Origin of the sequence: Pseudodesulfovibrio pelocollis, assembly GCF_030282845.1 — a bacterium.
In the GTDB taxonomy this organism is placed as follows: domain Bacteria; phylum Desulfobacterota; class Desulfovibrionia; order Desulfovibrionales; family Desulfovibrionaceae; genus Pseudodesulfovibrio; species Pseudodesulfovibrio pelocollis.
In genome coordinates this window covers 44,735-69,542 of sequence record NZ_JASTWE010000007.1, presented here as the reverse complement: position 1 = coordinate 69,542, position 24,808 = coordinate 44,735, and the positions used below count along the sequence as shown (strand labels likewise).

Sequence of the window (24,808 nt, the reverse complement as noted above, 5' to 3'; positions counted from 1 at the left end):
GCCGAGGTGTTTTTGAGACGTTTCACGAAGCACATGGGTTTGACCGGCTGCCTGGTGGCGGCCATCATCCTGTGCCTGCCCTGGACGCTGATGGGCAAGAATGCCCAGCTCGACAAGGTCAGGCGGTATGTGCCCGACACCCCGGTGCGCACGCCCGAACTGGACGAGTGGACCTTCTCGGCCGACCGGGTGGTGGGCGACCATACCAGCGAGTACGTGGAGGCGTTTGGCAACTGCACCCTGGCCATGGGCGACAACCAGCTGCGGGCCGATTTCGCGCGCTACTACCAGCGCACGGGCTGGGTCTTTCTCAAGGGCGATGTTCGCGCCCAGTGGGGTGGTGACTTTCTCCAGGCCGACGAGGGCGAGTTCGACCTCAACACCATGACCGGCTGGCTCAAGAACGGCCGCCTGTTCATGGCCAAGCCCCATGTCTATGTCGAGGCCGAGCGGGTGGCCAAGACCTCGGGCAACACCTACAATTTCAAGAACGCCAAGGTCACGGCCTGTGATGGCGAAAAGCCTGCGTGGTCCGTGACCAGCGAGGAGGGCGAAGTGGTCCTTGACGGCCGGGTCAAGCTCTACCGCTCCGCCTTCCGCATCCGCGATGTGCCGGTCTTCTACTGGCCCTACATGGCCCTGCCCGGACGCGGCGACCGCCAGTCCGGCTTTCTGCCGCCCTCTGTCTCGTCGAGCAAGAAGCTCGGCATGCAGGTCAATCTGCCCTACTACTGGGTGATCAACGACGAGGCCGACGTCACCTTCTACCAAAACTACATGAGCAAGCGCGGCTACATGCAGGGGGTGGAGCTGCGCCATGCCGAGGACGCGGGCACCCGGGGGCTGTGGATGGTGGACGCCCTCAAGGACAACCGCCGCGCCGTGACCGAGGACGACGAGTGGAAGGATTACCGGGGCGACGGACTGGCCCGCCCCAACCGCAGCCGGTGGTGGGTGCGCAGCAAGTACGACGGCTGGCTCGGCAGCCCGCAGCTCAAGGTCAAGCTCGACCTCGATCTGGTCTCGGACCAGAACTACCTGCGCGACTTCCAGAACGGCCCCAACGGATTTGACCGGACCCGCCAGGAATTCCTTGAGACCTTTGGCCGCGACATCGACAACAAGGACAGCACCCTGCGCACCAGCGTGGCATACCTGAGCCGCAGCTGGGACCGGTTCGGGGCCACGGGCTCGCTGACCTATGTGGAAAATCTCGAATTCATGAACAGCAACGGCCGGGCCGGGGACAACACCACGGTCCAGACCCTGCCGGAGCTGAACCTCTTTGCCTTCCAGCAGCAGGTGCCGGGCACGCCGCTGGAAATCTCGGCCGACGCCAAATACGACTACTTCACCCGCAACAAGGGCCACTCCGGCCACCGGATGCGCGTGGCCCCGGAACTGAAGCTGCCCATCCAGACAGACTACGTCACCTTCATCCCGTCCCTGTCCGGCGACGTGACCTCCTATGATCTGACCCGCTACCAGGGCTACGGCAACCAGACCGTGGTGGACGATGGCGGCCGCACCCAGTACCTGGACACCAACGCCACCAAGAAGGGCTTCCAGTCCCGGGCCACCTGGGGGGCCGGGTTCTCCGCCTTCAGCGAGATGACCAGGGTCTTCAGCATGGCCGAGTCGCCCCTGCCCGAGCCGTCGCTGGCGGGCACCAGCACCTGGACGCGGCTCAAGCACTCCATCGTGCCCCGGGTCGAATACGCCTACACCCCGACCATCACCGGCCAGGACGAACTGCCTTATTTCGACCGCTTCGACCGCATTCAGGGCCGCAACGAGGTGGTCTACTCCCTGACCAACATCCTCGACAGGCGGCGCGACAGCGTGATCCTCTCGCCGGGTTCGTCCGAAGGTCCCCAGGCGTCCGTGGCCTCTGATTATCTCGATTTCCTGCTCTTTCGCATCGAGCAGGCCTATGACCGCAACGAGGCCACCCGCAACGACCGGCTTGCCGACTACAAGCGCAGGCCCTTCTCGGATGTGCTGACCGAGGTCCGCGTCAAGCCCGATACCTTCATCGATCTGGTCAGCCGGGCGTGGTTCTCGCCCTACAAATCAAGCCTGACCGAGACCGAAAGCTACGTGCGCCTGCACAAGGACGGCCTTGGCGAATTCACGGTGGGCTACGACTACCTGACCAAGATCGACGAGTACAAGCGCTACCGCGACAAGACCATGTCCATCCTCGCCCTGGGGGCCAAGTGGGAGATCAACGACGACCTGACCTTGAGCACCAAGTACCGCCACGACTTCAACAGCCAGCGCGATCTTGAGCGCACCCTGGCCCTGTCCTGGGCGGCCGAGTGCTACACCCTGTACATGTCCGTCAGCCAGAAATCGAGCGACACCCGGTTCGAGATCGGCTTTGACCTCTTCAATTTCTGATGCAAAGCGACCACGACATTCAGGTCCTGCCCCCGGGGCTGAAGAACCAGATCGCGGCGGGCGAGGTGGTGGAGCGGCCCGCCAGCGTGGTCAAGGAGCTGGTGGAGAACAGTCTCGACGCCGGTGCCACGCGCGTGGACGTGACCGTGGAACGCGGCGGGCGCGGCCTGATCGTGGTCCAGGACAACGGGCGCGGCGTCCCGGCCGGTCAGCTCGATCTGGCCGTCACCCGCCACGCCACCAGCAAGCTGCGCACCTTTGACGATCTCGCGGCCATCGCGTCCTTCGGGTTCCGGGGCGAGGCCCTGCCCAGCATCGCCTCGGTCTCCCGGTTCACCATGACCTCCCGGGCGCTGGATGCTGCCGAGGCTGCCTTCATCGAGGTGCGCGGGGGCGAGGTGGTCGGGCAGGGACCGGCCGCCCTGGCTTCTGGCACCCGGGTCGAGGTCCGGGAATTGTTCGCCAACACCCCGGCCCGGCTCAAGTTCCTCAAGGCCGAGACCACCGAGAACAAGCGCTGCCAGGACACGCTCATGCGCATCAGTCTGGCCCATCCGGCTTGCGGTTTTTCCCTGACCATCAACGGGCGCGAGATGTTCCGGCTACCGCCGGGCCAGGATCTGGCCGCCCGGCTGCGCGCCTTCTGGCCCCCGGCGGTGTGCGACGCCCTGGCCCCCTTCGACTTCGAGCGGCTGGGCTATCGCGCCCGGGGCGTGGCGGGCGCGCCTTCCTCGGCCCAGGGCCGGGCCGACCGCATCCTGCTCTATGTCAACGGCCGCCCGGTGCAGGACAAGCTTATGCTCGGCGCGGTGCGTCAGGCCTACAAGGGCATGCTCCTCTCCCGCGAATACCCGCAGCTGGCCCTGTTTCTCGACCTGCCCCGCGACGAGGTGGACGTCAATGTCCACCCGGCCAAGCTCGAAGTGCGCTTCACCGACGAGAGCCGGGTTTTTTCGGCCATTCGGGGCGGCGTCATGCAGGCCCTTTCGACCATGAACGAGATGGGCATGAACGAGATGGGCATGAGCGCGTCCTTGTCTGCTGACCGGGCGCATCGCGAACAGGGGCGGGCCGGGTTTGGCGCAGGGAGCGATTATCCGCGCAACGGTGCGCCATCGGACAGCGCCACCGGGGGCGGGCTGGGCGCGTCGTCTCCTTCCTCTTTCCGCGAGGGCGGGGCGAAATTTTCCACCTACCGCGACTATGCGGCCATGACGGGCCGCCCGGGAACCCTGGACCTCGGGCCGGGCGCGGGTGAGCTGGACGAGCGGGGTGATCGGGACTTAGGGCCGGAATCAGGGCCTTACACCGGGCCTCACATGGGGCCAGACATGAGAGCGGCCGTGCGCGACGGCTCGCGATCTGCCCCCTTGGCCGGGACCGACTTCGTCTACCTCGGGCAGGTGGCTGATACCTATCTGGTGTTGCGGCGCGGCACCTCGCTGGTGCTGGTGGACCAGCACGCGGCCCACGAACGGGTGTTGCTGGCGGCCATGCGCCGGGAGCGGACCCGGGGCGATTCCCAGCCTCTGGCCCTGCCCCTGACCCTGCCCCTGCACCCCAGCGAGGCCGAGGTGCTGGACGAACTGGGCGAGGGGCTGCGCGCCATGGGCTTTCTCCTTGAGCGCGAGGGCGACACCCTCCTGGTGCGCGGCGTGCCACCCACCCTGGACACGGGGCGCGCCAGGGAGTATCTCACCGATGCCCTGGCCTCGCGGGCACGTACCATCGACGATCTGTGGACCATGATGGCCTGCAAGACCGCCATCAAGGCCGGGCAGCCCCTGGCCACGGACGAGGCCCTGGCTCTGCTCGACGTCTGGCTGCGCACCCCGGAGCGCGACTACTGCCCCCACGGCAGGCCCATCGTGGTCTCGTGGAGCCCGGGCGAACTGGAAAAACTCTTCAAGCGGAAATAGACGATGATCGACTACAACAAGGTCCGGGTCGAAGTGTCCCTGGCCAACCTCGCGGCCAATGTCCGGCGCTTTCAGGGGGTGTGCCCCGCCATCATCCCCGTGATCAAGTCCGATGCCTACGGTCACGGGCTGGCCGAGGTGGCCCGGACGCTGGCGGGCGAGGGCATTGCCACCCTGGCCGTGGGCTTTGTCAACGAGGCGGTCATCCTGCGGGCCTCGGGCTGGACCGGGCGCATCCTGGCCCTGCTCGGCCCGGTGGACGAGGCGGACACGGCCGCCCTGTGGGAGCATGACATCCTGGCTGTCATCGCCAATGCCGACCAACTGGCCCGCGTGGCCGAGGGGGCCCGGACCCGGGGGCGGCTCGCCGTGTGCCTCAAGTTCGATACCGGCATGCGCCGCCTGGGTTTCCGGCCCGAGGCGCTGCCCCAACTGCTCGACACCCTGGCCGCCAACCCCGCCCTGGTGCCGGTCATGGCCAGCACTCATCTCGCCTCGGCCGACATGCCGGGCCGGGAGGCGCAGGTGGCCGGTCAGGCCGCCCGGTTTCAGGCCGTGCTCGACGGGCTGGCCCGGGCCGGGTACCGGGTGGAGGCCAACATCGCCAACTCGGCCGGGGGCATGGCCCACGCGGCCTGCCGCATGGACAGCATGCGCCTTGGCATCGCCATGTACGGGGCGAACCCATTTTATGGCACGGCCTGGGAGGAGAAGGGGGAGGGGCTCGCCCAGACCATGCAGGTCTCGGCCCCGGTGCTGCACGTCCATACCCTGGCCCGGGGCGAGGGGGTCAGCTACGGCTGGACCTTTGTCACCGACCGCGACCGCGAGGTGGCCGTCATCGGCGTGGGCTATGCCGACAACTACAGCCGTAGCCTGTCCAACCGGGGCTTCATGAACATCAAGGGGCACCGGGTGCCCATCCTCGGCCGCGTGTGCATGCAGATGACCGTGGTTGACGTAAGCGCCCTGGTGGGCGAAGAGGGACCAGGTGTCCGGCCCGGCGACCGGGCCTGGCTGCTGGGCGGCCCTGGACCCGGCACCATCGCGCCCGAGGAACTGGCCGACTGGTGGGAGACCATCCCCTACGAAGTCTTTTGCCTGCTCGGGATGAACCCGCGCAGCCACGCCGCATAACTGACCGTTGGAAAAGTCAATACACGGAGGCTGTTGAAAAACGACGCAGATCGCCGTTTTTCAACAGCCCCATAGCAACGCAGAGCAAGGAGAGCGACATGCCCGCAGTGCAGGACGACGAATGGACCGTGGCCGAGAGCCACTCCCTGAACGAGATGGAGGCCGAGGGCGTCAGCGCCGACTGGCTGGCCCGCAAATGGATGAACGTGGCCGACGACATGGCGCTGATCCCCGAGAACAACGTCCGCGTCGTCGAAGAGAACGGCATCGTCCGCGTGGAGGTGTCCGTATACCTCATGGAGTGCATGCGCGGGCGTTGATGGCCTGACGTGCCACCTGAAACCACCGCCGTTTCGGGACCGGTGCGCCATGGCGCGCCGGTCCCGGTTCATTTTTGGCGGAGTGCGGACCTGTGATGAAGTCCTCTCAGCGGGTCATGCCTTGGGGCCAGACATAGTGGAATCCGGCCCGGGGCGGCATGATGAAGCCCGCGTCAAGCCCCAGCAGGGAGGCGGACTCCGGGTCGGTCGCAGTCATGGTGTTGTAGGGGTTGTCGTTGGGATAGGTGTCGCGCCGGTAGGTGACGATGCGGGCGTCCTCGGGCAGGTCGGCCAGGGCGCGCGCCTTGGCAAAGGCGTCCTGGATGTAGCCCACCTGATCGATCAGCCCGATGGCCAGGGCCTGATTGGCCGTGAAGACCCGGGCCGTGCGCACCAGTTCCATGTTCTGCCCGGTCAGGCCGCGATGCCGGGCCACCAGGGAGAGGAAGCGCCCGGCGTAGTCGTCGATAATGGCCTGGAACAGGGCGGCCTCCTCCGGGCTGGTGGGCCTGAATGGCGAGCCCATGTCCTTGTCCTCGCCGGACTTGGAGACCTCCACGTCCACGCCGATCTTGTCGAAGAGCCCGTGCAGCTTGGGCCGCATGAAGACCACCCCCACCGAGCCGGTGATGGTGGTGGGATGGGCCAGTATCCAGTCCGCGGGCAGGGCCGCGTAGTAGCCGCCCGAGGCGGCCACGTCGAACATGGCCACCACCACGGTCTTGCCCGTGCGCTCCTTGAAGTCCGCAATCTCGTGATAGAGGATGTCCGAGGCCGTGGTGGTGCCGCCGGGCGAGTCGATGGCCAGGACCACGCCCCTGACCTGGGGATCGGCCCCGGCCAGGGCCAGGGCGCTGACCAGCTCCTGCACCTGGCTCGGGGTGGAGCGCAGCATGCCCCTGCGCGGCTGGGCGGCAAGGAAGCCCGTCAGGTGAATGAGGGCCAGCTTCTCGGACGCGCTGCCTTCAAGGACGAACTCCTTGAGGGGATCGGTGGTCGGGGCCGCGAAAATCTTCAGCTTGAGTGCGCAGCCGGGCAGAACCAGAAGCAGGATCAGAATCGCGAGAAGCGCCGGGACAGGGTGGGGTGATGTGCGTCGCATGATGCCTCCGTTGGTGTCGGGTGCGGTGGATGATGGTCCGTGCGTCCGTGACGGGCGGATTCCCCGGGTCAGCCCAGGAGGGCGAAGCCGAGCCCGGCGGCCAGCTCGCCCAGGATCACGGCGCAGCCCAGGAAGTCGCCGTTGGCCCCTTTGACGTGCCCGGCCAGCTTGTGCAGGGGCATGAGGGCCAGGCCGGCGATGGCTGCGCCACCGACCGCGACCACTGGCCCGGCCAGGAACACGCCCGCGCCCATGGTCAGGATCGCGGCGATCAGGGCAGTCTTGGGCGTGGCGCCGTCGATGAAGAGCTTGCCCAGGCCGGGCCGGGTCAGGCCGCGCACCGAGGCGCCCAGGCAGACGGCAGCGGCGCGGCCCAGGATGAAGGCCCAGACGATGGTTCCAAAGGCTCCGGCCCGAAACATCTCGTGGAACAGGATGACCTGCCCCCCAAGGGCCATGAACAGTCCCATGACGCCAAAGGCTCCGGCCCGGCTGTCCTTGATCACGGTCCAGAAGCGGTCCGGGTCGGCGTGGGTGGTCACGGCGTCGCAGACATCGGCCAGCCCGTCAAAATGCAGGCCGCGCGTCAGGTAGATGCTCGCACCCACCACGAGCCACGCCTGGACCCAGGGCGAATGGGAGAGCAGGCCCAGGGAAAAGGGCAGGACCGCCACAGCGCCGAGGACCGCCCCGGCAAGGGGCAGATGGGCCATGCATCGGCCCATCTCCTGGTCGGTCATGACCCGGGCCGGAGCCAGCCGGGTCAGGAAACCGAGGGTGGCGAGAAAGGTGCGCAGGACGCCCACTCACGCCTCCCAGGTCAGTTCCACGGTGTCGCCCATGGACAGGCCGAAGCGCTTGGCCGCAGAGCGCTGGTTCACGGCCAGTTCCAGAAACCCCTGGCTCCCTTCGAGCAGGCCCGGGCCGCCCTCGGGCATGTCGCGGTAGGTGCGGGCGTAGGCCAGTTCTCCCCCGGCGGGCATGCTCAGCCGCAGGCCGCCGGGTGTGCCGATGCTGCCCGCCTCCAGATTGAGGACGCAGTTGCCAAAGCGGTCGATGTGCAGGACATGGCCCCGGGCCTGACCGGGCCGGATGTCCGGGTGGCTCCAGGGCAGGCTGACCAGGGCCTGGGGATCAATCTCGTGCCCCAGCTCGGCGGGGTTGCCGCCCAGGGCCAGCCACGCGGCCAGCGGGGAGAGCACGTCGCGGCCGTGAAAGGTGTGGGAGACGCGGCTTGGCGCGTCCATGGCCACGCTCAGGTCAAAGGCGCGGATGCGCGCGGCCCAGGCGTTGCGCAGGGCCAGGGCCAACAGCCCGTTGTCCGGGGCCAGGAGCAGGCGGCCGTCGATGTCGAGGCCGACAATGGCCCTGTCCGTGCCCACCCCGGGATCGACCACGGCCAGGATCACGGCGTCGGCCGGGAAATGCTCGTAGCTGGCGGCCAGGAAAAAGGCGGCCTGGGCCACGTTGAAGGGGGCCACGTCGTGGGTGATGTCCACCACGAGGCTGCCCGGGGCCTTGCGGGCCAGCACGGCGCGCATCTGGCCCACATAGGGGTCGGCCAGTCCGAAGTCGGTGATCAGGCCGATGGTGCGGGGCGGCGCGGTTTCCTTCTTCCTGATCGGGAACATCTAGTAGACCTTCCTCGTGGAGAATCCGCGCCCGAGCACATGGAAGCCGGAGCCCATGATGGTGAAGGCGTCGGGATCGATGGTGTAGACCAGTTCTTCCAGCCGCTTGAGCTGGATGGACGAGACCATGGTCAGGATGACCTGCTTGCGCTCGCCGGACCAGCCGCCTCGCCCGTCGAGCATGGTCACGCCCCGGTCGAGCGGGCCGAGGATGGCCTGGCGCACCTCGTCGGATTTGTCGGTGATGATGATGACCATCTTGCGCTCGCTGAACATGCCCATGACATACTCGATGGCCAGGGCGATGACAAAGGTCATGGCAATGGAATAGAAGACGATGTGCATGTCGAGGAAGGCGAAGCCCGCCACAAAGCCCGCGAGGTTGAACCAGAACTCGAAGCTGCCCATGGAGAGGTTGAACTTCTCCTTGCAGATGACGGCCAGGATGTCGGCTCCGCCCGTGGACCCCAGGGAGCGCAGGGCCACGCCCACGCCCGCGCCCATGATGCCGCCGCCCGTGAGCACGGCCAGCCAGATGTCCTCGATGGGCATGACGTAGGAGATGATGTCGATGAAGGCCGAGGTGGCGAACATGCCATAAAGGCTGTAGAAGAAGAACCGTCTGCTGACGAAGATCCAGCCGAGGACGAACACCGGCAGGTTGAGCAGCAGATACCACTGGCCCGTGGTCAGCCCGCCAAAGATATAGTAGCATAACAGCGCGATGCCGGACATGCCGCCGGTGAGCAGGCCGTGGGGCACGGCCACGGCCTTGACCGAAAAGGCGATGAGAAACGACCCGAAGGTCAGCATCATCAGGTTCCAGGGCACGCCGAAGGTCATGGCGCGCAACCGTTCGTTCAGGTCGGCTTGCTTCATTGTCGTCTCCCCGAGCCTTGTATCCGGTTTTTCGCGCACTGGAAACCTCAACTTGAGTCTCGCGACGCCGGTTCTTCCACCCCCCTTGCACACCCTGGAGAATGCGGGTACTCCGAAAACTGCTCCGGGCCAAAGCCAGCGGCCCGACGACACTGTCGCGGAAAACTCACACGAACACACAGACAAGGAAGCTCCCCCATGCGTCTGACCGATCTGCAACCAAAGGAACAATGGGAAAAACTGCAACAGGAACTGCACGACCGCTTTCACTTCAACGCCGATGTCATGGACCAGGACGGCGTCCGCCTGGCGGGCACCACCTGGGGCAACGACCTGTGCCGGGCCATCCGCGAAGACGAACAGGGCCTGGGCGCCATCTGCAAGCCCGCCGGGCAGATGTTCGTCCACCTGATGCAGGAGGGCAGGGCCGCATTCGTGGAGGAATGTGACGCCGGGCTGGTGCGCATCAGCGTGCCGGTGATCAAGGACGGCGAGCTGCTCGGCGCGGTGGGCGGCTGCGGCCTCGTGTCCGAGGACGGCGAGGTGGACGAGTTCATGGTCGAGATGTCGTCCGGGATGGACGCGCAGACCGTGGCCAGGCTGGCCGGGACCGTCAAGGCCGTGTCCGAGGAGCGGGTGCGCGAGATCATCGAATTCATCGAGGCCCGGTTGGCCGGGTTGGTAGGGAAATAAGCCAGGCAGTGCAGCCCTGGCCGCGATTGCGGACAGGCGGCTCCACCGACCAAGCACACACGGAGGTTTTCATGCACGAGGAGAACAACGGCGGGCCAAGGCCCATCATGGACCCGAATCCGACTCCCTCGGGTAGGGAGTCGGGGCGCGACGACCTGGACCGGCATCTGCTCATCGCCCTGTCCACGCACTCCAAGGCCGGGGCCGGGGTCGAGTTCGTCAGCCGTTTCTTCACCGCGCGGGAACACGTCGACTTGACGCTCTTCCACATCCCGGCCGCCCAGGCCGCGGTCTGGGCCGAGGAGACCTCCTACGAGACCGTGGAGGCCATGGAGACGCGGGCGGCCACCGGGCACGGCAAGGGGCGCAAACTGGTGGGGGACGTCAAACGCGCCCTGGCCGCCGCCGGATTCGATCCCGAGCGTATTCACGAGCGCGTTGTCGCGCCCCGGACCAGCAAAGGGCACGACCTCATCCGCGAGGCCGCGCAGGGCCGCTACGACGCTTTGGTCATGGGCCGCCGGGCACTGATGGGCCTTGGCGAGATCATGGACAAGTCCCTGTCGCGCCACCTGCTCGAAGAGATGTCACATTCCATCAGCTTTCCCCTGTGGATCTGCCGCCTGCCCGAGTCTGACCGCCGGAACGTGCTCCTTTGCGTGGACGGCTCGCCGCCGTCCGAGCGCATCACCGACCATGTGGGGTTCATGCTCGCCCCGGAGCCGGGCCACACGGTGACCGTGTTCCACGTCAGCTCCGATGGGGAGGACGCGCCCGAGGCCCGCGCGGTCATTGACCGGTCAGTGGCCCTGCTGACCGAGGCGGGCATGCCCCGCGAGCGCATCGCCACCGTTGTGCGCAAGGGCACAAGCCCGGCCCGGCTCATCGAGGACGAGTACCACGCAGGCCGCTACGCGGTCGTGGCCATAGGCAGTTCCGGCGCGGGCCGGGGCCTGTGGAAGCGCTACTTTGTCGGCTCCGTGGTCCGCACCGTGTTCGACGATCTGACTGGCGCGGCCCTGTGGGTGTGTTTCTGATCGGACGCTGAATCGGGGGATGGCGCGGCGCTGACGGCGCGGCATCTCCTTGCGGGGAGAGGATGGGCAGAAACCCGGCAAACACGCATGTGCGCTTCTGGCGCGACCCGGACCTGCCCGGGGTCGAGATCCGCGTTTCCCGCTACAACGAGGACGCGTTCCGTCCCCATGTTCACGACGCATGGTCCGTGGGGCTGATCGAGGCCGGGCGGACCACGTTTCTCCTGGGCGAGACGAGCCATGTGGCGGCCAGGGGCCAGATGGTGGTCATCGCGCCGGATGCGGTGCACGCCTGCAACCCGGACCCTGGCTCGGTCATGGCCTACCGCATGTTCTACGTGAACCCGGGCCTGCTCGACGAAGCCGCTGCCGAGGTCCTTGGCGGCGTGGATTGCAGGGCGCGGCCCGGGTTTGTCTCGCCGGTCATCGACGATGCCGATCTCTTACGGCTCTGGGGCAGGCTGCACATTGCGGTGGCGATCAAGGCCGACCGGCTGGAGAAGCAATCGCTGCTCATGCAGGGGCTGGCCGATCTGCTGACGCGCCACGGCCGCCTCGCCAGTGCGCCCGAATGTGTCCAGGCTCCTGACGCGGTGGGGCTGGTGCGTGAGCATCTGGCCGCCCGGCTCGACCAGCGGGTCGGCCTTGACGAGCTTTCGGCCCTGGCCGGTGTCAGCCGATACCACCTGCTGCGCCTTTTCAGCCGCGAGACCGGGCTGCCGCCCCATGCCTACCAGAACCAGCTGCGTGTGGATCGAGCCAAGGCGCTGCTGGCCCGGGGCGAGTCCATCAGCCAGGTGGCGGCAGAAGTCGGCTTTGTTGACCAAAGCCATTTCACCAGGGTTTTCAGGCAATTCACCGGGGCCACCCCGCGTCAGTACCAGTCCGGTTCAGTCACCTGATTCCGGCTCGCGCAATTTCCTACCATACAGCCGACGCGCACCGGGCTACACCCCTCCTTCAACCAGGGAGGGAACCATGAGACTGTGGCAAAAGGCGATGATAGGGCTGGCCAGGAACGATCGAATCACGGCGTGGATGCATGATGCGCGGTGCATGCGCCGTTTTTCGCGCATGTTCGTGGGCGGCGCGGATGCGGACGCGGCTCTGGAGCGCGCCCAAGAGCTGAAGGGGCGCGGCATGGCCGCCTCGCTCTTCTATCTTGGGGAATATGTAAGCGACCAGGAATTGATCCGGCGCAATGTGGGCGAGCTGGAGGCCATGGCCCCGAAACTGGCGGGCGCGGGCCTTGACCTGCACCTGTCCGTGGACCCGACCCAGGTGGGGGCCATGCTCTCCTGGGATGTCTGCCGCGAGAACGTGACCGCCCTGGCCGAGACCGTGGCCGCGCTTGCCGGAGCAGGCCGCGCCGTGGTCATGATCGACATGGAGGATTCCTCCGTGACCGAGCGCACCCTTGCCCTCCATGGCGAGCTGCGGGCCATGGGGCTGCCTGTGGGCGTGACCATCCAGTCGTCATTGCACCGCAGCCGGGAAGACCTGGAGCGGCTGGTGGAGGCCGGGGCCACGGTCCGGCTGGTCAAGGGCGCCTTTGCCGAGGGGTCGGAGGTGGCCGTCACCGGTCGCGCGGCCCGCGACCAGAGCTACCTCGACGGACTGGGCCAGCTTTTTTCGCCGCGGGCGCGGGAGCAGGGCGTGTACCCGGTGCTCGGCACCCACGACCACCGGATGGTGGCGCATGGCGCGGCCCTGGCACAGCGGCACGGCTGGCGGCCGGACCAGTGGGAGGTGGAGATGCTGCTGGGAGTGCGGCCCGTCTATCAGCGCGAACTCGTGGCCCAGGGCTACGCCGTGCGGCTCTATCTGCCCTTTGGTGAAAGCTGGTTTCCCTATGCCATCCGCCGGGTGGGCGAACGCCCGGCCAATGCCTGGTTCGTCCTGCGCTCCATGCTCGACAGTCTGTTCAAATAAAAGGAGAAAGGCCCTGTGGCGGTGATCAGGGCCTTTCCGGGGAAGACCCGGCGGGGATTGCCGGGCACATGTGCATCTCACATCACACTCCGGCCCCGGGAGCAATAGGGGAAGTTCCCGTTCTGCGCGGGGTTGGCGGGAGAATGTCCCGGCCGTTCAAGGGCTGGCCGCCCCTGTCGAGGCCCGGGCCGCAAATCCTGTCGAAAACCGGCACAACCCGGTTGCTTTCCGTTCATTTTTTTTGTACGGAATACGCATGTTGACAGAGTTGTTCACCTCGAAAACACGGATCAAGCTCCTGCTCAAGCTCTTCCTGAACCCGGAAGTGTCCTGTTATCTCAGGGAGTTGGCTTCAGAGTTCAGCGTCTCGCCCAATGCCATCAAGGGGGAGCTGGACAGCCTGAGCGAGGCCGGGTATCTGACGCGCAAGCAGACTGGGCGCAGCATTTTCTTTCAGGCCAACAAGAAGCATCCATTTTTTCCGGAGATCAGCTCCATCGTCAGAAAATCCCTTGGCATCGACAGGCTGGTGGACGAGGTGGTGGCGAGCCTCGGCAAGGTGGATGCCGTCTACATCCTCGACGACTATGCCCAGGGCAAGGATTCCGGGCTCATCGACGCCCTGGTTGTCGGCAACGTGGACAAGGGGCGGCTCGACGAGCTTCGCTCCATCGTCGAGTCCAAGGTGGGCCGCAAGGTGCGCGTCATGGACATTGCCCCGGACGATTTCGAATTGAGCCGGGACATCTTTCTCTCCCGTCCCAACTGGAAGGTGTACGGATATGGCTGATCTGAAGGTGGCTGTCGTCGGTTCAGGCTATTGGGGAAAGAACCTTGTGCGCAATTTTCACGAGCTGGGAGCGCTTGACCGCATCTGCGACTCCAGCCCGGACACCCTGGACTCGTTTCGCGAGCGCTACCCGGACACGCAGACCTGCGTAAGCTACGCCGAGGTGCTGAACAGCGGTGTGGACGGTGTGGTCATCGCCACGCCCGCAGAGTCGCACTTCCGGCTGGCGCAGGAAGCGCTGCTGGCCGACAAGCACGTCTATGTGGAAAAGCCGCTGGTGCTCGACGAGGGGGATGCCGTCCGGCTCATCGAGCTTGCTGCCGAGCGAAAGCGCATCCTGATGGTCGGCCACCTACTCCAGTACCATCCCGCCTTCATCCGGCTTGGGCAAATGGTCGCCTCCGGCGAGCTTGGCCGGATCAACTACATCTATTCCAACCGCCTCAACCTGGGGAAAATCCGGCGCGAGGAAAACGCCCTGTGGTCCTTTGCCCCCCACGACATCTCCATGATCCTCACCCTGGCCGGAGAGGGGCCGGAGTCTGTCCAGGCAGTGGGCGGCAACTATCTGCACAAGGCCATCGCCGACGTGACCACCACGCACATGGAGTTCGCGTCCGGGCTCAAGAGCCATATTTTCGTCTCCTGGCTGCATCCCTTCAAGGAGCAGAAGCTGGTGGTGGTGGGCCAGGATAAGATGGCCGTTTTCGACGACACCCGGCCGTGGGAGGAGAAACTGCTGCTCTACCCCCACCGCATCAACTGGCAGGGCAACGCACCCATCCCTGACAAGGCCGAGGCCGAGCGGGTGGCGGTCGAACCAGCCGAGCCCCTCAGACGGGAATGCCAGCAGTTCCTCGAATCCATGCGGACCGGCAAGGCCCCCCTGACCTGCGGCCAGGAAGGGCTTGCCGTCCTGCGGGTGCTCAACGCTGCCCAGCGGTCCCTGGATCGAGGCGGCGACAAGGTGCTTCTCGGCCGGGACGGCGCGGCCGGTTCGTCCTCGAATTTCGTCCACTCCTCGGCCTATGTGGATGACGGCGTGGAGCTTGGCGGCGAGGTGTCCATCTGGCATTTCTCCCATGTGCTGACCGGCTCGACCATCGGCCATGGCTGCAAGATCGGCCAGAACGTGGTCATCGGCCCGGACGTGTCCGTGGGTTCCGGCTGCAAGATTCAGAACAACGTGTCCGTGTACAAGGGCGTCACTCTGGAAGAGAACGTGTTCTGCGGGCCGAGTGTGGTCTTCACCAACGTGCACAATCCCAGGTGCGAGATCCCCCGCATGGGCGAGATCAAGCCAACCCTGGTGCGCCGGGGCGCGACCCTGGGGGCCAACAGCACCATCGTCTGCGGCACCACCATCGGCAGATACGCCTTTGTCGGCGCCGGTGCCGTGGTCACCGAAGACGTCCCTGACCACGCCCTGGTGGTGGGCAATCCCGCCCGCCAAAAGGGCTGGGTCTGCGAGTGCGGCGTCCGGCTGGATGAAAGCCTCGCCTGCCCTGCCTGCGGGGGGGAATACAGGTACGAGGACGGTGCCCTGAGTCGGGGTGGCGGGGGTCGGAGATGACGCAGTGTGCGATTCTTGGTGAGGCGGGGGCTGGTTGGAAACTTTGGTGCTGGGTTGGTAGATTTTTTGGGGCGGCTCACGGTTTCCGCGCACGCAAAATCGAATGTTAGGACAATGCTTCATGAGAGTTCGATGATGAGGGATAAAACAAAGGCTCAGAATGGCCTCGGTTCGTTGTTATGATGCATAAGTAATAGTGTTATCGGCATGGCTCCGGATAGTTTTGCGGCAACGGGGCATGTGACCTTCCCCCCGTTTGGTATCCCAGCTATAAGTTTGTGACTCCGGCAAAGGAGACCACGAAGATGAGAAAGAGCAGGTTCACGGAAGAGCAGATCATCGGGCTTTTAAAGCAGGCGGAGGCTGGACGTCCTGTGGCAGAACTGTGCCGCCAGATCGGCATCACGGACACGACGTTCTACAAGTGGCGCAGCAAATTCGCGGGCCTTGAAGTATCTGAAGCCCGACGGTTGCGGCAGCTTGAGGAAGAGAATCGGCGCCTCAGGGGCCTTGTAGCCGATCAGGCGCTTGATATACAGGTGCTCAAAGAGGTGCTGGGCCGAAAATGACTGAGCCCGCCCTTCGCCGTTATGCCGCACGCCAGATTATCGAGATGTACGGCTACTCCGAGCGGCGGGCTTGTCAATTGATCGACCTCAATCGCAGGACGTTGCGGCGCGTCCCTTCGCCAGATCGCGACAAGGATCTTCGCATGCGATTACGTGAGCTGGCCGAGGAGCGTAGGCGGTTCGGATGCCCCCGACTCTATCTGCTGCTGCGCCGCGAGGGTCTGGTGGTGAACCACAAGCGGGTTGAGCGGCTGTACAGGGAAGAGGCGCTGTCGTTGCGCTTGCGGCCAAAGCGCAAGCGCCAGAGCCACCTGCGGGTGGTCCAACCCGCGCCCACAGGCCCAAATGAGCAGTGGGCCATGGACTTCGTGAGTGACAGCCTGGACAATGGCCGCAGAATCAAGGTGCTGACGACCATTGACCTGTGGGACCGCCGCTGCCCCAAGCTCGAAGCGGACTCATCGATTCCGGGCGAGGGCGTGGTCCGGGTGCTGGAGCAATTGCGCCAGCGCGGCGAATACCCGAAGCATCTGCGTTCTGACAATGGGCCAGAGTTCACGGGTAGGGCCCTGGATCAGTGGGCGACCAGCGTGGGGGTGCAGTTGGAATTCATCCGGCCTGGCAGGCCGATGGAGAATGGGCATGTGGAGAGCTTCAACGGCAAATTCCGTGAGGAGTGCCTGAACGCCCATGCGTTCCAGTCACTCGCAGAGGCTAGGGACATCCTCGAGGCGTGGAGGCAGGACTACAACACAGCCCGACCACACAGCGCACTTGGCGGATTGGCCCCAGAGGAATACGGAAGAACCATGAATGAAGAAAACCGGACCAGCCAGAACCCAAACTTACGGGTGGTATACTCGGCGGGGTAAGGTCACATGTGTTTGACATGATCTTATTGGAAGGTCGTAACCGTTTGTGAGCGTAGCAAATGAGTGTTTTTGAGTCGTTGTTTGGTCTGAGCGGAAAAGTTGCGGTAGTGACTGGAGTCATGGGGCGTTTGGGGGGAGTTTGGACTGAGGCGCTTCTGGAGGCCGGAGCGTATGTGTTGGGACTCGACCAAGACGTGGATGTTGTCTCTGAGCCTGTGCAGACGCTGCAATCTAAATATTCCGGCAAGTTGCTTTGTTTCAAGGCGGATGTGTGTTCCAGGGCCGAACTGGAAGATGCGTTGGCGCATTGCAAAGGACAGATTGGGCCCCCGGATATCCTGGTGAACAACGCGGGCATAGACCAGCCACCAGGAGCACTGGGGGTATCGCATACCATGGACAGTGTTCCTTTCGAAGTTTGTGAAAAGGTATTTGGCGTAAATACGCTGGGTGCGTTTCAGTGTGCTCAGGTATTTGGGAAGAGCATGATTGAGAGTGGTAGGGGCAAAATCATTAATATTGGTTCCATGTATGGAACTGTTTCTCCTGATTCCAGGATGTATGATCATATCGATATGTCCCCTTCATTTTTAAAGCCTCCAGCGTATGGGGCTTCCAAAGCTGCTTTGGTCAATATTTCGAATTATCTTGCGACACATTGGGCCCCATATGGGATTCAAGTCAACACCTTGTCACCTGGCGGTGTTTTGGGTGGGCAAGACAGTACATTCAAGAAAAAATTTTCGGATCGCGTTCCTATGGGCAGAATGGCATATCCACACGAGCTCAAAGGGCCACTCCTCTTTCTTGCCTCCGAAGCATCATCTTATGTGACTGGAGTGGAGCTTGTTGTTGATGGCGGGTTTACATGTTGGTAAGGATGTATTGATATGACTAACAATTTTCCGAGTTTGGCAGGGAACTGGATCGATGGGTTTGACATTCCATCTGGCGACGGGAGTGTTTTTGACAACCTGTCACCCCATGATGGCACGGTCTTGTGCCGTTGTGCCCGGTCAAATGAAAATGATGTGGATCAAGCCGTGCAGGCTGCGCGAGCCGCATGGCCGCACTGGAGCCGAACCAATCCAGTCCGCCGGGGACAGCTGCTCTACGACCTTGTCCTGGGTATGAAGGCTCGACGGGAGGTTATCGCCGATATTGTGGCAGCGGAGACCGGCAAGGCCCCGCGCGATGCCTTGGGCGAGACCGATGGGGCCATTGCCCTCGGGTTGTTTTACGCTGGCGAAGGACAGCGGATGTATGGGCGTACCACGACAAGCGGTGTTGACAATAAAACCGCGATGACGGTGCGGGAGCCCATAGGGGTCGCCGGGCTCATTGTCTCTGCCAATACACCCATCGCCAATGTGGCTTGGAAGATTTTTCCAGCTATGGTTTGTGGGAATACGGTCATATTGAAGGCACCTGAGGATTCTCCCACAACCGCTTGGATCGTCGGGAAAATTGCTAAAGAGGTTGGATTCCCCGATGGTGTTCTCAATATAATTCAGGGATACGGCACAGAGGCTGGGGTTCCTTTGGTGGAAAACCATGATGTGGACGTATTGAGTTTTACGGGCTCAACCGTCGTGGGGAAGCAGATCGCCGCAATCATGGCCCGCAGGCTTGGGCGGGTTTCGTTGGAGCTTGGGGGCAAGAACGCCCTTGTTGTTTGCGACGACGCCGATATGGACAACGCCATCAAATGGGCAGTTCTTTCGGCTTTTTCCAACGCAGGCCAACGATGCGCAGCGGCGTCGCGCATCATTGTCTTCGATTCCGTGTACGATGAGTTTCGTGACAGGTTTGTTGCGGCCGCAAAGAGACTGTCTGTTGGGCCGACCAATGACGATGACCTGGGTCCGGTCATCAACAAACGGCAACTCGACAATATGGCGGCCGCAGTGAACAGAGCCGTTGAGAGAGGCGCCATCCTTTTGGCCGGTGGCCGACCCTTGGATGGTCCGGGGCATGCGAAGGGCAGCTATATGGCTCCGACGATACTTGAGGGCGTGGCCCCTGACGACGAGTTGTCCACAACCGAGGTTTTCGGACCCATTACAGCCTTGTACAAGGCTCGGGATATTGAGGAGGCAATCAAGCTCGTCAATGATTCACCCTACGGGCTGACAGCCTCTATTCATACGCAAAGCGTCCACCGCTCATCAGAATTTACCCGGCGCGCACGGACTGGCGTGGTGACGATCAACGCAGGGACCTATGGCAGCGAACCGCACATGCCCTTCGGTGGTCTGAAACTTTCTGGAAACGGGACGCGTGAACCGGGAACCGAGGCTCTGGATATATATTCGACTTTGAAATCTGTTTACACGGCAACTCTTCCAGAATTAATATAACATTCAAAGGAATGAGCGCATGAGTAGAGAATTGTATCTTAATGGAACACTGGTAAACGACGAAAGCGACTGCTATGTCATCGCCGAAATCGGTAACAACCATCAGGGCGATGTTGAAATCGCCAAGCAGATGGTTCTCGAAGCCAAAAATTGTGGCGCGAGTGCAGTTAAATTCCAAAAACGAGACAACAAAAGCTTCCTGACGCGTCAAGCTTTTGAAGCTCCCTACGCCAATGAGAACAGTTACGGCGCCACATATGGTGAGCACAGGGAGTTCCTGGAACTCGGGATCCCGGAGCTGGCCGAGGTCCAAGCGTACTGCAACGAGATCGGGATCACGATGTTTTCAACCGCGTTTGACCTGAACAGCGTGGACGTGCTGGAGGAGCTTGATATTCCCTTTTACAAGGTAGCCTCCGGCGACCTTCGGAATACCGTTCTTCTCGAAAAGATAGCCAAGACCGGCAAGCCTGTGCTCGTGTCCACCGGTGGTGGGACCATGAAAGACGTGATCCGCGCCTATAAAACAGTTGCCGCCCATCACGACCAGATCTCCCTGCTTCAGTGCACGGCGGCTTACCCCGTGCTCAATTACTCTGAAATGAACTTGGAGGTTATAACGACCTACCGGGAGCATTTTCCCAACACGGTCATAGGGTTATCTGATCACGAAAACGGCACCGCCATGTGCCTGGCTGCCTACATGCTCGGCGCGCGCATCGTGGAAAAACACTTCACCCTCAACCGAGCTTGGAAGGGGACGGACCATTCCTTCTCCTTGACACCGCGCGGTCTTTCCCAAGCCGTGAAGTACCTGCGCAGGATCAAGTTGGCGCTGGGCGATGGCGTGAAGATCCCGACTCGTTCCGAAGAATCTCCCATCTACAAGATGTCCAAGTCCATCGTAGCTGCCCGGGACCTGGCTGCCGGGGAGGCGCTCACCCAGGCAGACATCGCGTTCAAGTGCCCGGGAAACGGGCTGCCTCCGTATGAGGCCGCCGGACTCATCGGAAAAATCCTGACTGCGGATTTGGTCGAAGATCAGTTGATTTCCCATGAGATTCTGAAAGACGCACAGTCCCTAGGGGAGACGGAATGAAGCCTGTATACATTCCCAAGAAGGACTTTGACCGAGTGCGGCAGATGGACTGCCAACGTGCATGGCGGGCTCGACTGTTTGCCGACATGTGCCGCATAAACACTCTTTACATGATCCAGACCGCTGGGAGCGGGCACATCGGCTCCAGCTTCAGCAGCCTTGATATGGCGACGTGGATATATCTGCATGAGTTGAGCCTGGGCGATGGGAATGAGCATGTGTATTTCTCATCAAAGGGACATGATTGTCCGGGCCTTTACTCGGTGCTTATGGCCTGCGGCCTCCTTTCTTTCGATCTGATTCATGGTTTGCGTCGTCTTGATCTTCTCCCGGGGCATCCCGATGTGGGAACTCCTGGCATTGTCGCGAATACCGGCTCGTTGGGCATGGGCATTTCCAAGGCAAAAGGGATGGTGCATGCTGACCGCCTGCAAGGGCATACCGGGCGGCGGGTTTTCGTCATGCTCGGCGATGGCGAGCTACAGGAAGGTCAGATATGGGAATCGCTCGCATCCGCCGTGCATTATGGAATGTGGGAAATAACCGCTATTGTAGATCGCAATCGTATCCAGTCCGACACCTGGGTTGACCTGACTTCGCCGCAAGGCAACATCGAGGACCGTTTTCGCGCATGCGGCTGGCGCGTGGAGTCCGTGGATGGCCATGATCTCACCGCCCTTGAGTCCGTGTTCGCCGTCGTGGCCGAAGAGCGCGAAGTGCCCCAGGTCATCATCGCGGAGACCCGCAAGGGTAACGGCGTTGAGAAGTTCGTGCACAAGGTGGCTCCTTCGGAAGACACCCCATATGCCTATCATAGTGGCGCACTGTCCCCGGAGGATTACGACCATGCCGTCCGAGAATTGCGCGAACGGGTGGAAGCCCTGTTTGCCGAAGCCGGAGCAGAGGCCCCGCAGTTTCTCACCGGACCGGGCAAGAAGCCGGTTGTGTCGCCCGTAAACATCCAGCGCCTCATCCCTGCCTACGAGAAGGCCTTGGCCGAACTCGGCGGCGAAATCGAAGAGCTGGTCGTCCTGGACGCCGACCTGAAATACGATTGCGGACTAGGAACATTTGCCAACAGGTTTCCCGAGCGATTTTTCGAGTGCGGAATCGCCGAGCAGGACATGGTGTCGCGAGCTGGTGCCATGGCGCTCAAGGGACTGTTGCCTGTGGTGCACTCCTTTTCTTGCTTCCTGACGACCAGGCCAAACGAGAATATTTACAATAACGCGACCGAGAAGAGTCGAGTCATTTATACAGGCTGGCTTGCCGGCCTCATCCCTGCTGCTCCAGGGCATTCCCACCAAGGTGTTCGGGATATTGCCGCGCTTTCGGGTGTTCCGGGGCTTGACCTGGTGGCGCCCTCCTGCGAAGCCGAGGTTCCAATGGCCTTGAATCATGCGGCCAGAGAAGCAGTGGGCAGCACCTATCTGCGTATGGCGTCCATGCCGTCTTCCGTTCCGTACGCCTTGCCTGAAACGTATGTGTTCACTCGTGGGCGGGGATGCGAACTGGTTTTCGGCACAGGCGTTGTCCTGACCGCCTACGGCCCAATCATGCTTGCTCAGGCGTGCAAGGCCGCAGAACTGCTGGCCGAAGCCGGCATCTCCGCCAAGGTTCTGAATATGCCGTGGCTCAACGCCATTGACGGCCAATGGCTCAAGGAGCAGGTGGAAGACGCAGCGTGCGTCGTGACCATTGACGATCACTATGTTGACGGAGGCCAGGGCATGCGCATAGCCGCCAGCTTGATGCAGTCGGGCATGAGCTTGGAAAAAGGGGTTCATCTCTTGGGTGTGAACGAGATTCCTGCTTGCGGCCAGCCGCAGGAAGTTCTGGAGCATCACCGCTTGGATGGTGCATCCATTGCCCAGGCCGTGAAAAAGTTCGTCAAAGGGGCTTGATATGAATAACTCCAACCCCCGCGTATTGGCTGTCATCCCTGCTCGTGGTGGGTCCAAGCGCCTTCCCCGCAAGAATATTCGCATGCTGGCCGGGCATCCCATGCTGGCCTACACCATCCACGCCGCCCAGCAGGCTGCCATGATCACCGATTACCTCGTGAGCACCGAAGACAAGGAGATTCAGAAAGTCGCAAAGGAATACGGTGCGCCAACCCCCTTCCTCCGGCCCGCTGAAATTGCAGGAGACAGTGTACGCAATGTCGATGTCATGCTTCACGCCTTGGATTTTATGGAGAAGGAACGGGGATGGCAATACGACATCATCCTTCTCATGCAGCCCACGTCTCCAGTGCGTGATCCGAACCACCTGGATGAGGCCGTCCGATTGCTCGCCGCATCGGAGCTGGATACGATTGCTTCGGTCAAAGGGCCGTTCAAGAAGCGCGACCCCATTCTCAAGGCAATCCGGGGCGGCGAGCTTGTCACCTATTGCAGCGAGGCCGGGGAGCGCGAACCTTTTTATGTTTACAACGCCGCATTGTACGGGATGAAGCGTAACTATTTCGTATTCGCCCGCAAGCATGTGTCCGACCGCCAGATTCCGCTGGTCATGGACCAGCTCCATTCCGTGGACGTGGATACGGCCGAGGACTTCATGGTGGCCGAAGCCTATGTCAAACATTTGAAAAAGAACGGCTTTACGGTGAAATAAATGATTGTGACGCGTGCGATCAACGGTGTGGTGCCTGTGGTGCTGACCCCGTTTGCCGAAGATGAAAGCATTGATGTCCCCGCCCTCGAGCGGATTGTGGAGTTCGTGGTTTCCAAGCCCATAGGTGGCATGTGGGTGCTTGGCACAGGCAGTGAGGACATGAATCTCACTTTTGATAAGCGCCTGGAAGTGGCTCGGGTCGTCAGCCGGGTCAATGCGGGACGCAAGCCGTTAATTCTCGGCGCAGGCTTCTACGCATTGGATGAGTCCCTGAGTTTTATGGAGCAGACTGCGGACATGGAAGTGGATGGCTATCACGTCATGCCGTATCACCCACTTCTCAGCCAGGACCGACTCAAGTGGTTCTATGAGACGCTGGCCGATGCGGCGTCCAAACCGCTCTGGATGTACACCAGCGGGAACTGGAGCGCACAGCTCGACATTGGCCTGCTTGTCGAACTCAAAAAGCACCCCAACATCGCGGGCATAAAGTACAGCAACGCCAATGCCGTGCTTGCGGGCAAGGTGTGTGCCATGGCCGAGCCGGGATTCCAGGTTGTCACCGCTGTGGCCAGCCAGCATCTCGCCTCCTTGGTCATGGGCTCCAAGGCACACACCTCAAGCCTTGGGAGCGCGTTGCCAGAACCTATGATCCAGATTTACGATCTGTTTCAATCCGGCGATATGGACGAGGCACTGAAGGCTCAGCGCAAGCTTAACAAGTTCCTGTCTGTCTTTGCCTCCTGCACCAAGAGGGACAACTTCATCCAGGCTGCGGATGAAAAGTATGTCATGTCCCTGCGTGGCCTGTGCGATCCTCGTGTGAGTTCCTACTACCGTGAGAGCACAAGCGAGGAACGTGAAGCAATTCGTGTGGGATTGCGAGAGCTTGGGTTGGTTGAGGGTGATGTTTGGGAGTGGCCGGGCGAGCCTTCGGCTCTAGGTGGTGATACAAGATGATCGAACGGCAAAAGGGCATACCGGGGCTGGTCAGTATAGGAGTCCCTGTCTACAACGGCGCTGTCTCCATTGCCTCGACGTTGGATTCGATTCTTGCACAGCACTATCCGAAAATCGAGGTGTTGATCTCGGATAATGCCTCGACAGACAACACTTTTGACATTGTTTCTGATTATGCCGAGCGTCATAACAACATTACTTTGGTGCGTCAGGCCGACAATATTGGGATAGTGGCTAATTTCATGGCCGTGTTCGAGATGTCGCGGGGCGAGTTCTTCATCTGGCACGCAGCCGACGACAGATGGGCCTCTTCTGCCATGGGGCGTCTTGTAGGGGAGTTGGAGGCCTACCCTGAGTGCGGATTGGTCATGAGCGCCACCGAACGGTTGCGTCCCGACGGCACGGTTCACGACGTGATAAGGTATCAAGAGCCATACGATCCTAATACCATGTCCTATGCGGAACAGGCCAAAGGGCTTGTTACCATCCATCAGGAAGTCCTTTCGCTGAAACTTAATCTCTTTATTTGCGGACTTTTCCGCCGCGCTTTGCTCAAGTCCATTTTCAAGGCCAACTCCGATATTTTTTATTGCGGAGACAGAGTGGTTCCGGCCATTGCCGCCATCGCGTCCGGGCTACGCTACGTGGATGAATGCCTGTTTTACAAGGTTGTCCAACCCACCTCGTTTCACGAGAGGGAGCCGGACGATCCATATACAAAGCGAAAAATGAGTCAATCGTATCAAGTGTTGACTATGTCTTTGCTTAAAACTCTTATGCGGATCCCGGAGGTTACTTGGCAGCGACGCATTGGAGCCATACCTTTTTTTCTGCCCCTGCTGTACATGTCGGCACGGGGAGAGTTGGGTAAATTGAAGCGCACAATTTTCAAATTATATAGTCTATAGGGCTGGTT

The 24,808-nt window shown here is 62.2% G+C and carries 22 protein-coding genes; 18 read left to right on the top strand and 4 right to left on the bottom strand.

From position 1 onward, the window contains the following. The first annotated feature begins 12 nt into the window (after positions 1–12). From QQS14_RS04310 to QQS14_RS04295, 4 genes are all read left to right on the top strand, one after another. Complete coding sequence (locus tag QQS14_RS04310; RefSeq protein ID WP_285905675.1) at positions 13–2,403, top strand: LPS-assembly protein LptD; 2,391 nt, start codon at positions 13–15, stop codon at positions 2,401–2,403. Continuing rightward, a complete protein-coding gene (gene mutL / locus QQS14_RS04305) occupies positions 2,403–4,322 on the top strand; it encodes a DNA mismatch repair endonuclease MutL (RefSeq protein ID WP_285905674.1) in 1,920 nt (639 codons plus the stop codon). Before QQS14_RS04310 ends, mutL begins: the two co-directional genes overlap by 1 nt. Before the next feature lie 3 nt (positions 4,323–4,325). Then, a complete protein-coding gene (gene alr, locus QQS14_RS04300) occupies positions 4,326–5,459 on the top strand; it encodes an alanine racemase (protein ID WP_285905673.1) in 1,134 nt (377 codons plus the stop codon). Between the two features lie 98 nt (positions 5,460–5,557). Further along, positions 5,558–5,779 carry a hypothetical protein gene (locus tag QQS14_RS04295; RefSeq protein ID WP_285905672.1) on the top strand — a complete coding sequence of 74 codons (222 nt, stop codon included), beginning with the start codon at positions 5,558–5,560 and terminating at the stop codon, positions 5,777–5,779. Between the two features lie 106 nt (positions 5,780–5,885). On the opposite strand, the gene sppA is transcribed toward QQS14_RS04295, so the two are convergent. The 4 genes from sppA to QQS14_RS04275 form a co-directional block, all read right to left on the bottom strand. Continuing rightward, positions 5,886–6,881: a signal peptide peptidase SppA gene (gene sppA / locus QQS14_RS04290; RefSeq protein ID WP_285905671.1), complete on the bottom strand. Its 996-nt coding sequence runs from the start codon at positions 6,879–6,881 to the stop codon at positions 5,886–5,888. Between the two features lie 68 nt (positions 6,882–6,949). Continuing rightward, positions 6,950–7,687 (bottom strand): adenosylcobinamide-GDP ribazoletransferase, encoded by a 738-nt coding sequence (locus QQS14_RS04285; protein WP_285905670.1) that lies wholly within the window; start codon positions 7,685–7,687, stop codon positions 6,950–6,952. Beyond that, complete coding sequence (locus QQS14_RS04280; RefSeq protein WP_285905669.1) at positions 7,688–8,512, bottom strand: SAM hydrolase/SAM-dependent halogenase family protein; 825 nt, start codon at positions 8,510–8,512, stop codon at positions 7,688–7,690. Beyond that, positions 8,513–9,391 carry a YitT family protein gene (locus QQS14_RS04275; protein ID WP_285905668.1) on the bottom strand — a complete coding sequence of 293 codons (879 nt, stop codon included), beginning with the start codon at positions 9,389–9,391 and terminating at the stop codon, positions 8,513–8,515. It lies immediately after the preceding gene. Positions 9,392–9,589: 198 nt separating this feature from the next. Here QQS14_RS04275 and QQS14_RS04270 point away from each other — a divergent pair, with 198 nt between their 5' ends. From QQS14_RS04270 to QQS14_RS04205, 14 genes are all read left to right on the top strand, one after another. Further along, positions 9,590–10,084, top strand: coding sequence for a PocR ligand-binding domain-containing protein (locus QQS14_RS04270; RefSeq protein WP_285905667.1), 495 nt, complete (start codon positions 9,590–9,592; stop codon positions 10,082–10,084). 71 nt (positions 10,085–10,155) lie between these two features. Then, positions 10,156–11,121 carry a universal stress protein gene (locus QQS14_RS04265; protein ID WP_285905666.1) on the top strand — a complete coding sequence of 322 codons (966 nt, stop codon included), beginning with the start codon at positions 10,156–10,158 and terminating at the stop codon, positions 11,119–11,121. 62 nt (positions 11,122–11,183) lie between these two features. Further along, positions 11,184–12,023, top strand: a complete 840-nt coding sequence (locus QQS14_RS04260; RefSeq protein WP_285905665.1) for an AraC family transcriptional regulator — start codon at positions 11,184–11,186, stop codon at positions 12,021–12,023. A gap of 76 nt (positions 12,024–12,099) precedes the next feature. Next, a complete protein-coding gene (locus QQS14_RS04255; RefSeq protein WP_285905664.1) occupies positions 12,100–13,053 on the top strand; it encodes a proline dehydrogenase family protein in 954 nt (317 codons plus the stop codon). 256 nt (positions 13,054–13,309) lie between these two features. Further along, complete coding sequence (locus QQS14_RS04250) at positions 13,310–13,843, top strand: winged helix-turn-helix domain-containing protein (RefSeq protein ID WP_285905663.1); 534 nt, start codon at positions 13,310–13,312, stop codon at positions 13,841–13,843. After that, positions 13,836–15,416, top strand: coding sequence for a Gfo/Idh/MocA family oxidoreductase (locus QQS14_RS04245; protein ID WP_285905662.1), 1,581 nt, complete (start codon positions 13,836–13,838; stop codon positions 15,414–15,416). The genes QQS14_RS04250 and QQS14_RS04245 overlap by 8 nt, the downstream gene beginning before the upstream one ends. A 305-nt stretch (positions 15,417–15,721) precedes the next feature. Then, positions 15,722–16,857, top strand: a protein-coding gene (locus tag QQS14_RS04240) for an IS3 family transposase (protein ID WP_285905661.1) whose coding sequence is annotated in 2 segments (ribosomal slippage) — positions 15,722–15,977 and positions 15,977–16,857 — 1,137 coding nt in all. Because the reading frame shifts where the segments join, the coding sequence is not laid out codon by codon here. A 59-nt stretch (positions 16,858–16,916) separates the two neighbouring features. Further along, positions 16,917–17,735 carry an SDR family oxidoreductase gene (locus QQS14_RS04235; RefSeq protein WP_285905660.1) on the top strand — a complete coding sequence of 273 codons (819 nt, stop codon included), beginning with the start codon at positions 16,917–16,919 and terminating at the stop codon, positions 17,733–17,735. A 12-nt stretch (positions 17,736–17,747) separates the two neighbouring features. Next, positions 17,748–19,217: an aldehyde dehydrogenase family protein gene (locus tag QQS14_RS04230; protein WP_285905659.1), complete on the top strand. Its 1,470-nt coding sequence runs from the start codon at positions 17,748–17,750 to the stop codon at positions 19,215–19,217. A gap of 19 nt (positions 19,218–19,236) precedes the next feature. Next, the gene (locus tag QQS14_RS04225) at positions 19,237–20,316 is read left to right on the top strand and encodes an N-acetylneuraminate synthase family protein (protein ID WP_285905658.1); all 1,080 of its coding nucleotides are present in this window, start codon (positions 19,237–19,239) and stop codon (positions 20,314–20,316) included. Continuing rightward, positions 20,313–22,220: a transketolase C-terminal domain-containing protein gene (locus QQS14_RS04220; RefSeq protein ID WP_285905657.1), complete on the top strand. Its 1,908-nt coding sequence runs from the start codon at positions 20,313–20,315 to the stop codon at positions 22,218–22,220. Before QQS14_RS04225 ends, QQS14_RS04220 begins: the two co-directional genes overlap by 4 nt. A gap of 1 nt (position 22,221) precedes the next feature. Continuing rightward, positions 22,222–22,932 carry an acylneuraminate cytidylyltransferase family protein gene (locus QQS14_RS04215; RefSeq protein WP_285905656.1) on the top strand — a complete coding sequence of 237 codons (711 nt, stop codon included), beginning with the start codon at positions 22,222–22,224 and terminating at the stop codon, positions 22,930–22,932. Next, positions 22,933–23,892, top strand: coding sequence for a dihydrodipicolinate synthase family protein (locus tag QQS14_RS04210; protein WP_285905655.1), 960 nt, complete (start codon positions 22,933–22,935; stop codon positions 23,890–23,892). It abuts the gene before it with no gap. Beyond that, positions 23,889–24,800, top strand: a complete 912-nt coding sequence (locus tag QQS14_RS04205) for a glycosyltransferase family 2 protein (protein WP_285905654.1) — start codon at positions 23,889–23,891, stop codon at positions 24,798–24,800. The genes QQS14_RS04210 and QQS14_RS04205 overlap by 4 nt, the downstream gene beginning before the upstream one ends. The last annotated feature ends 8 nt before the right edge of the window (positions 24,801–24,808 follow it).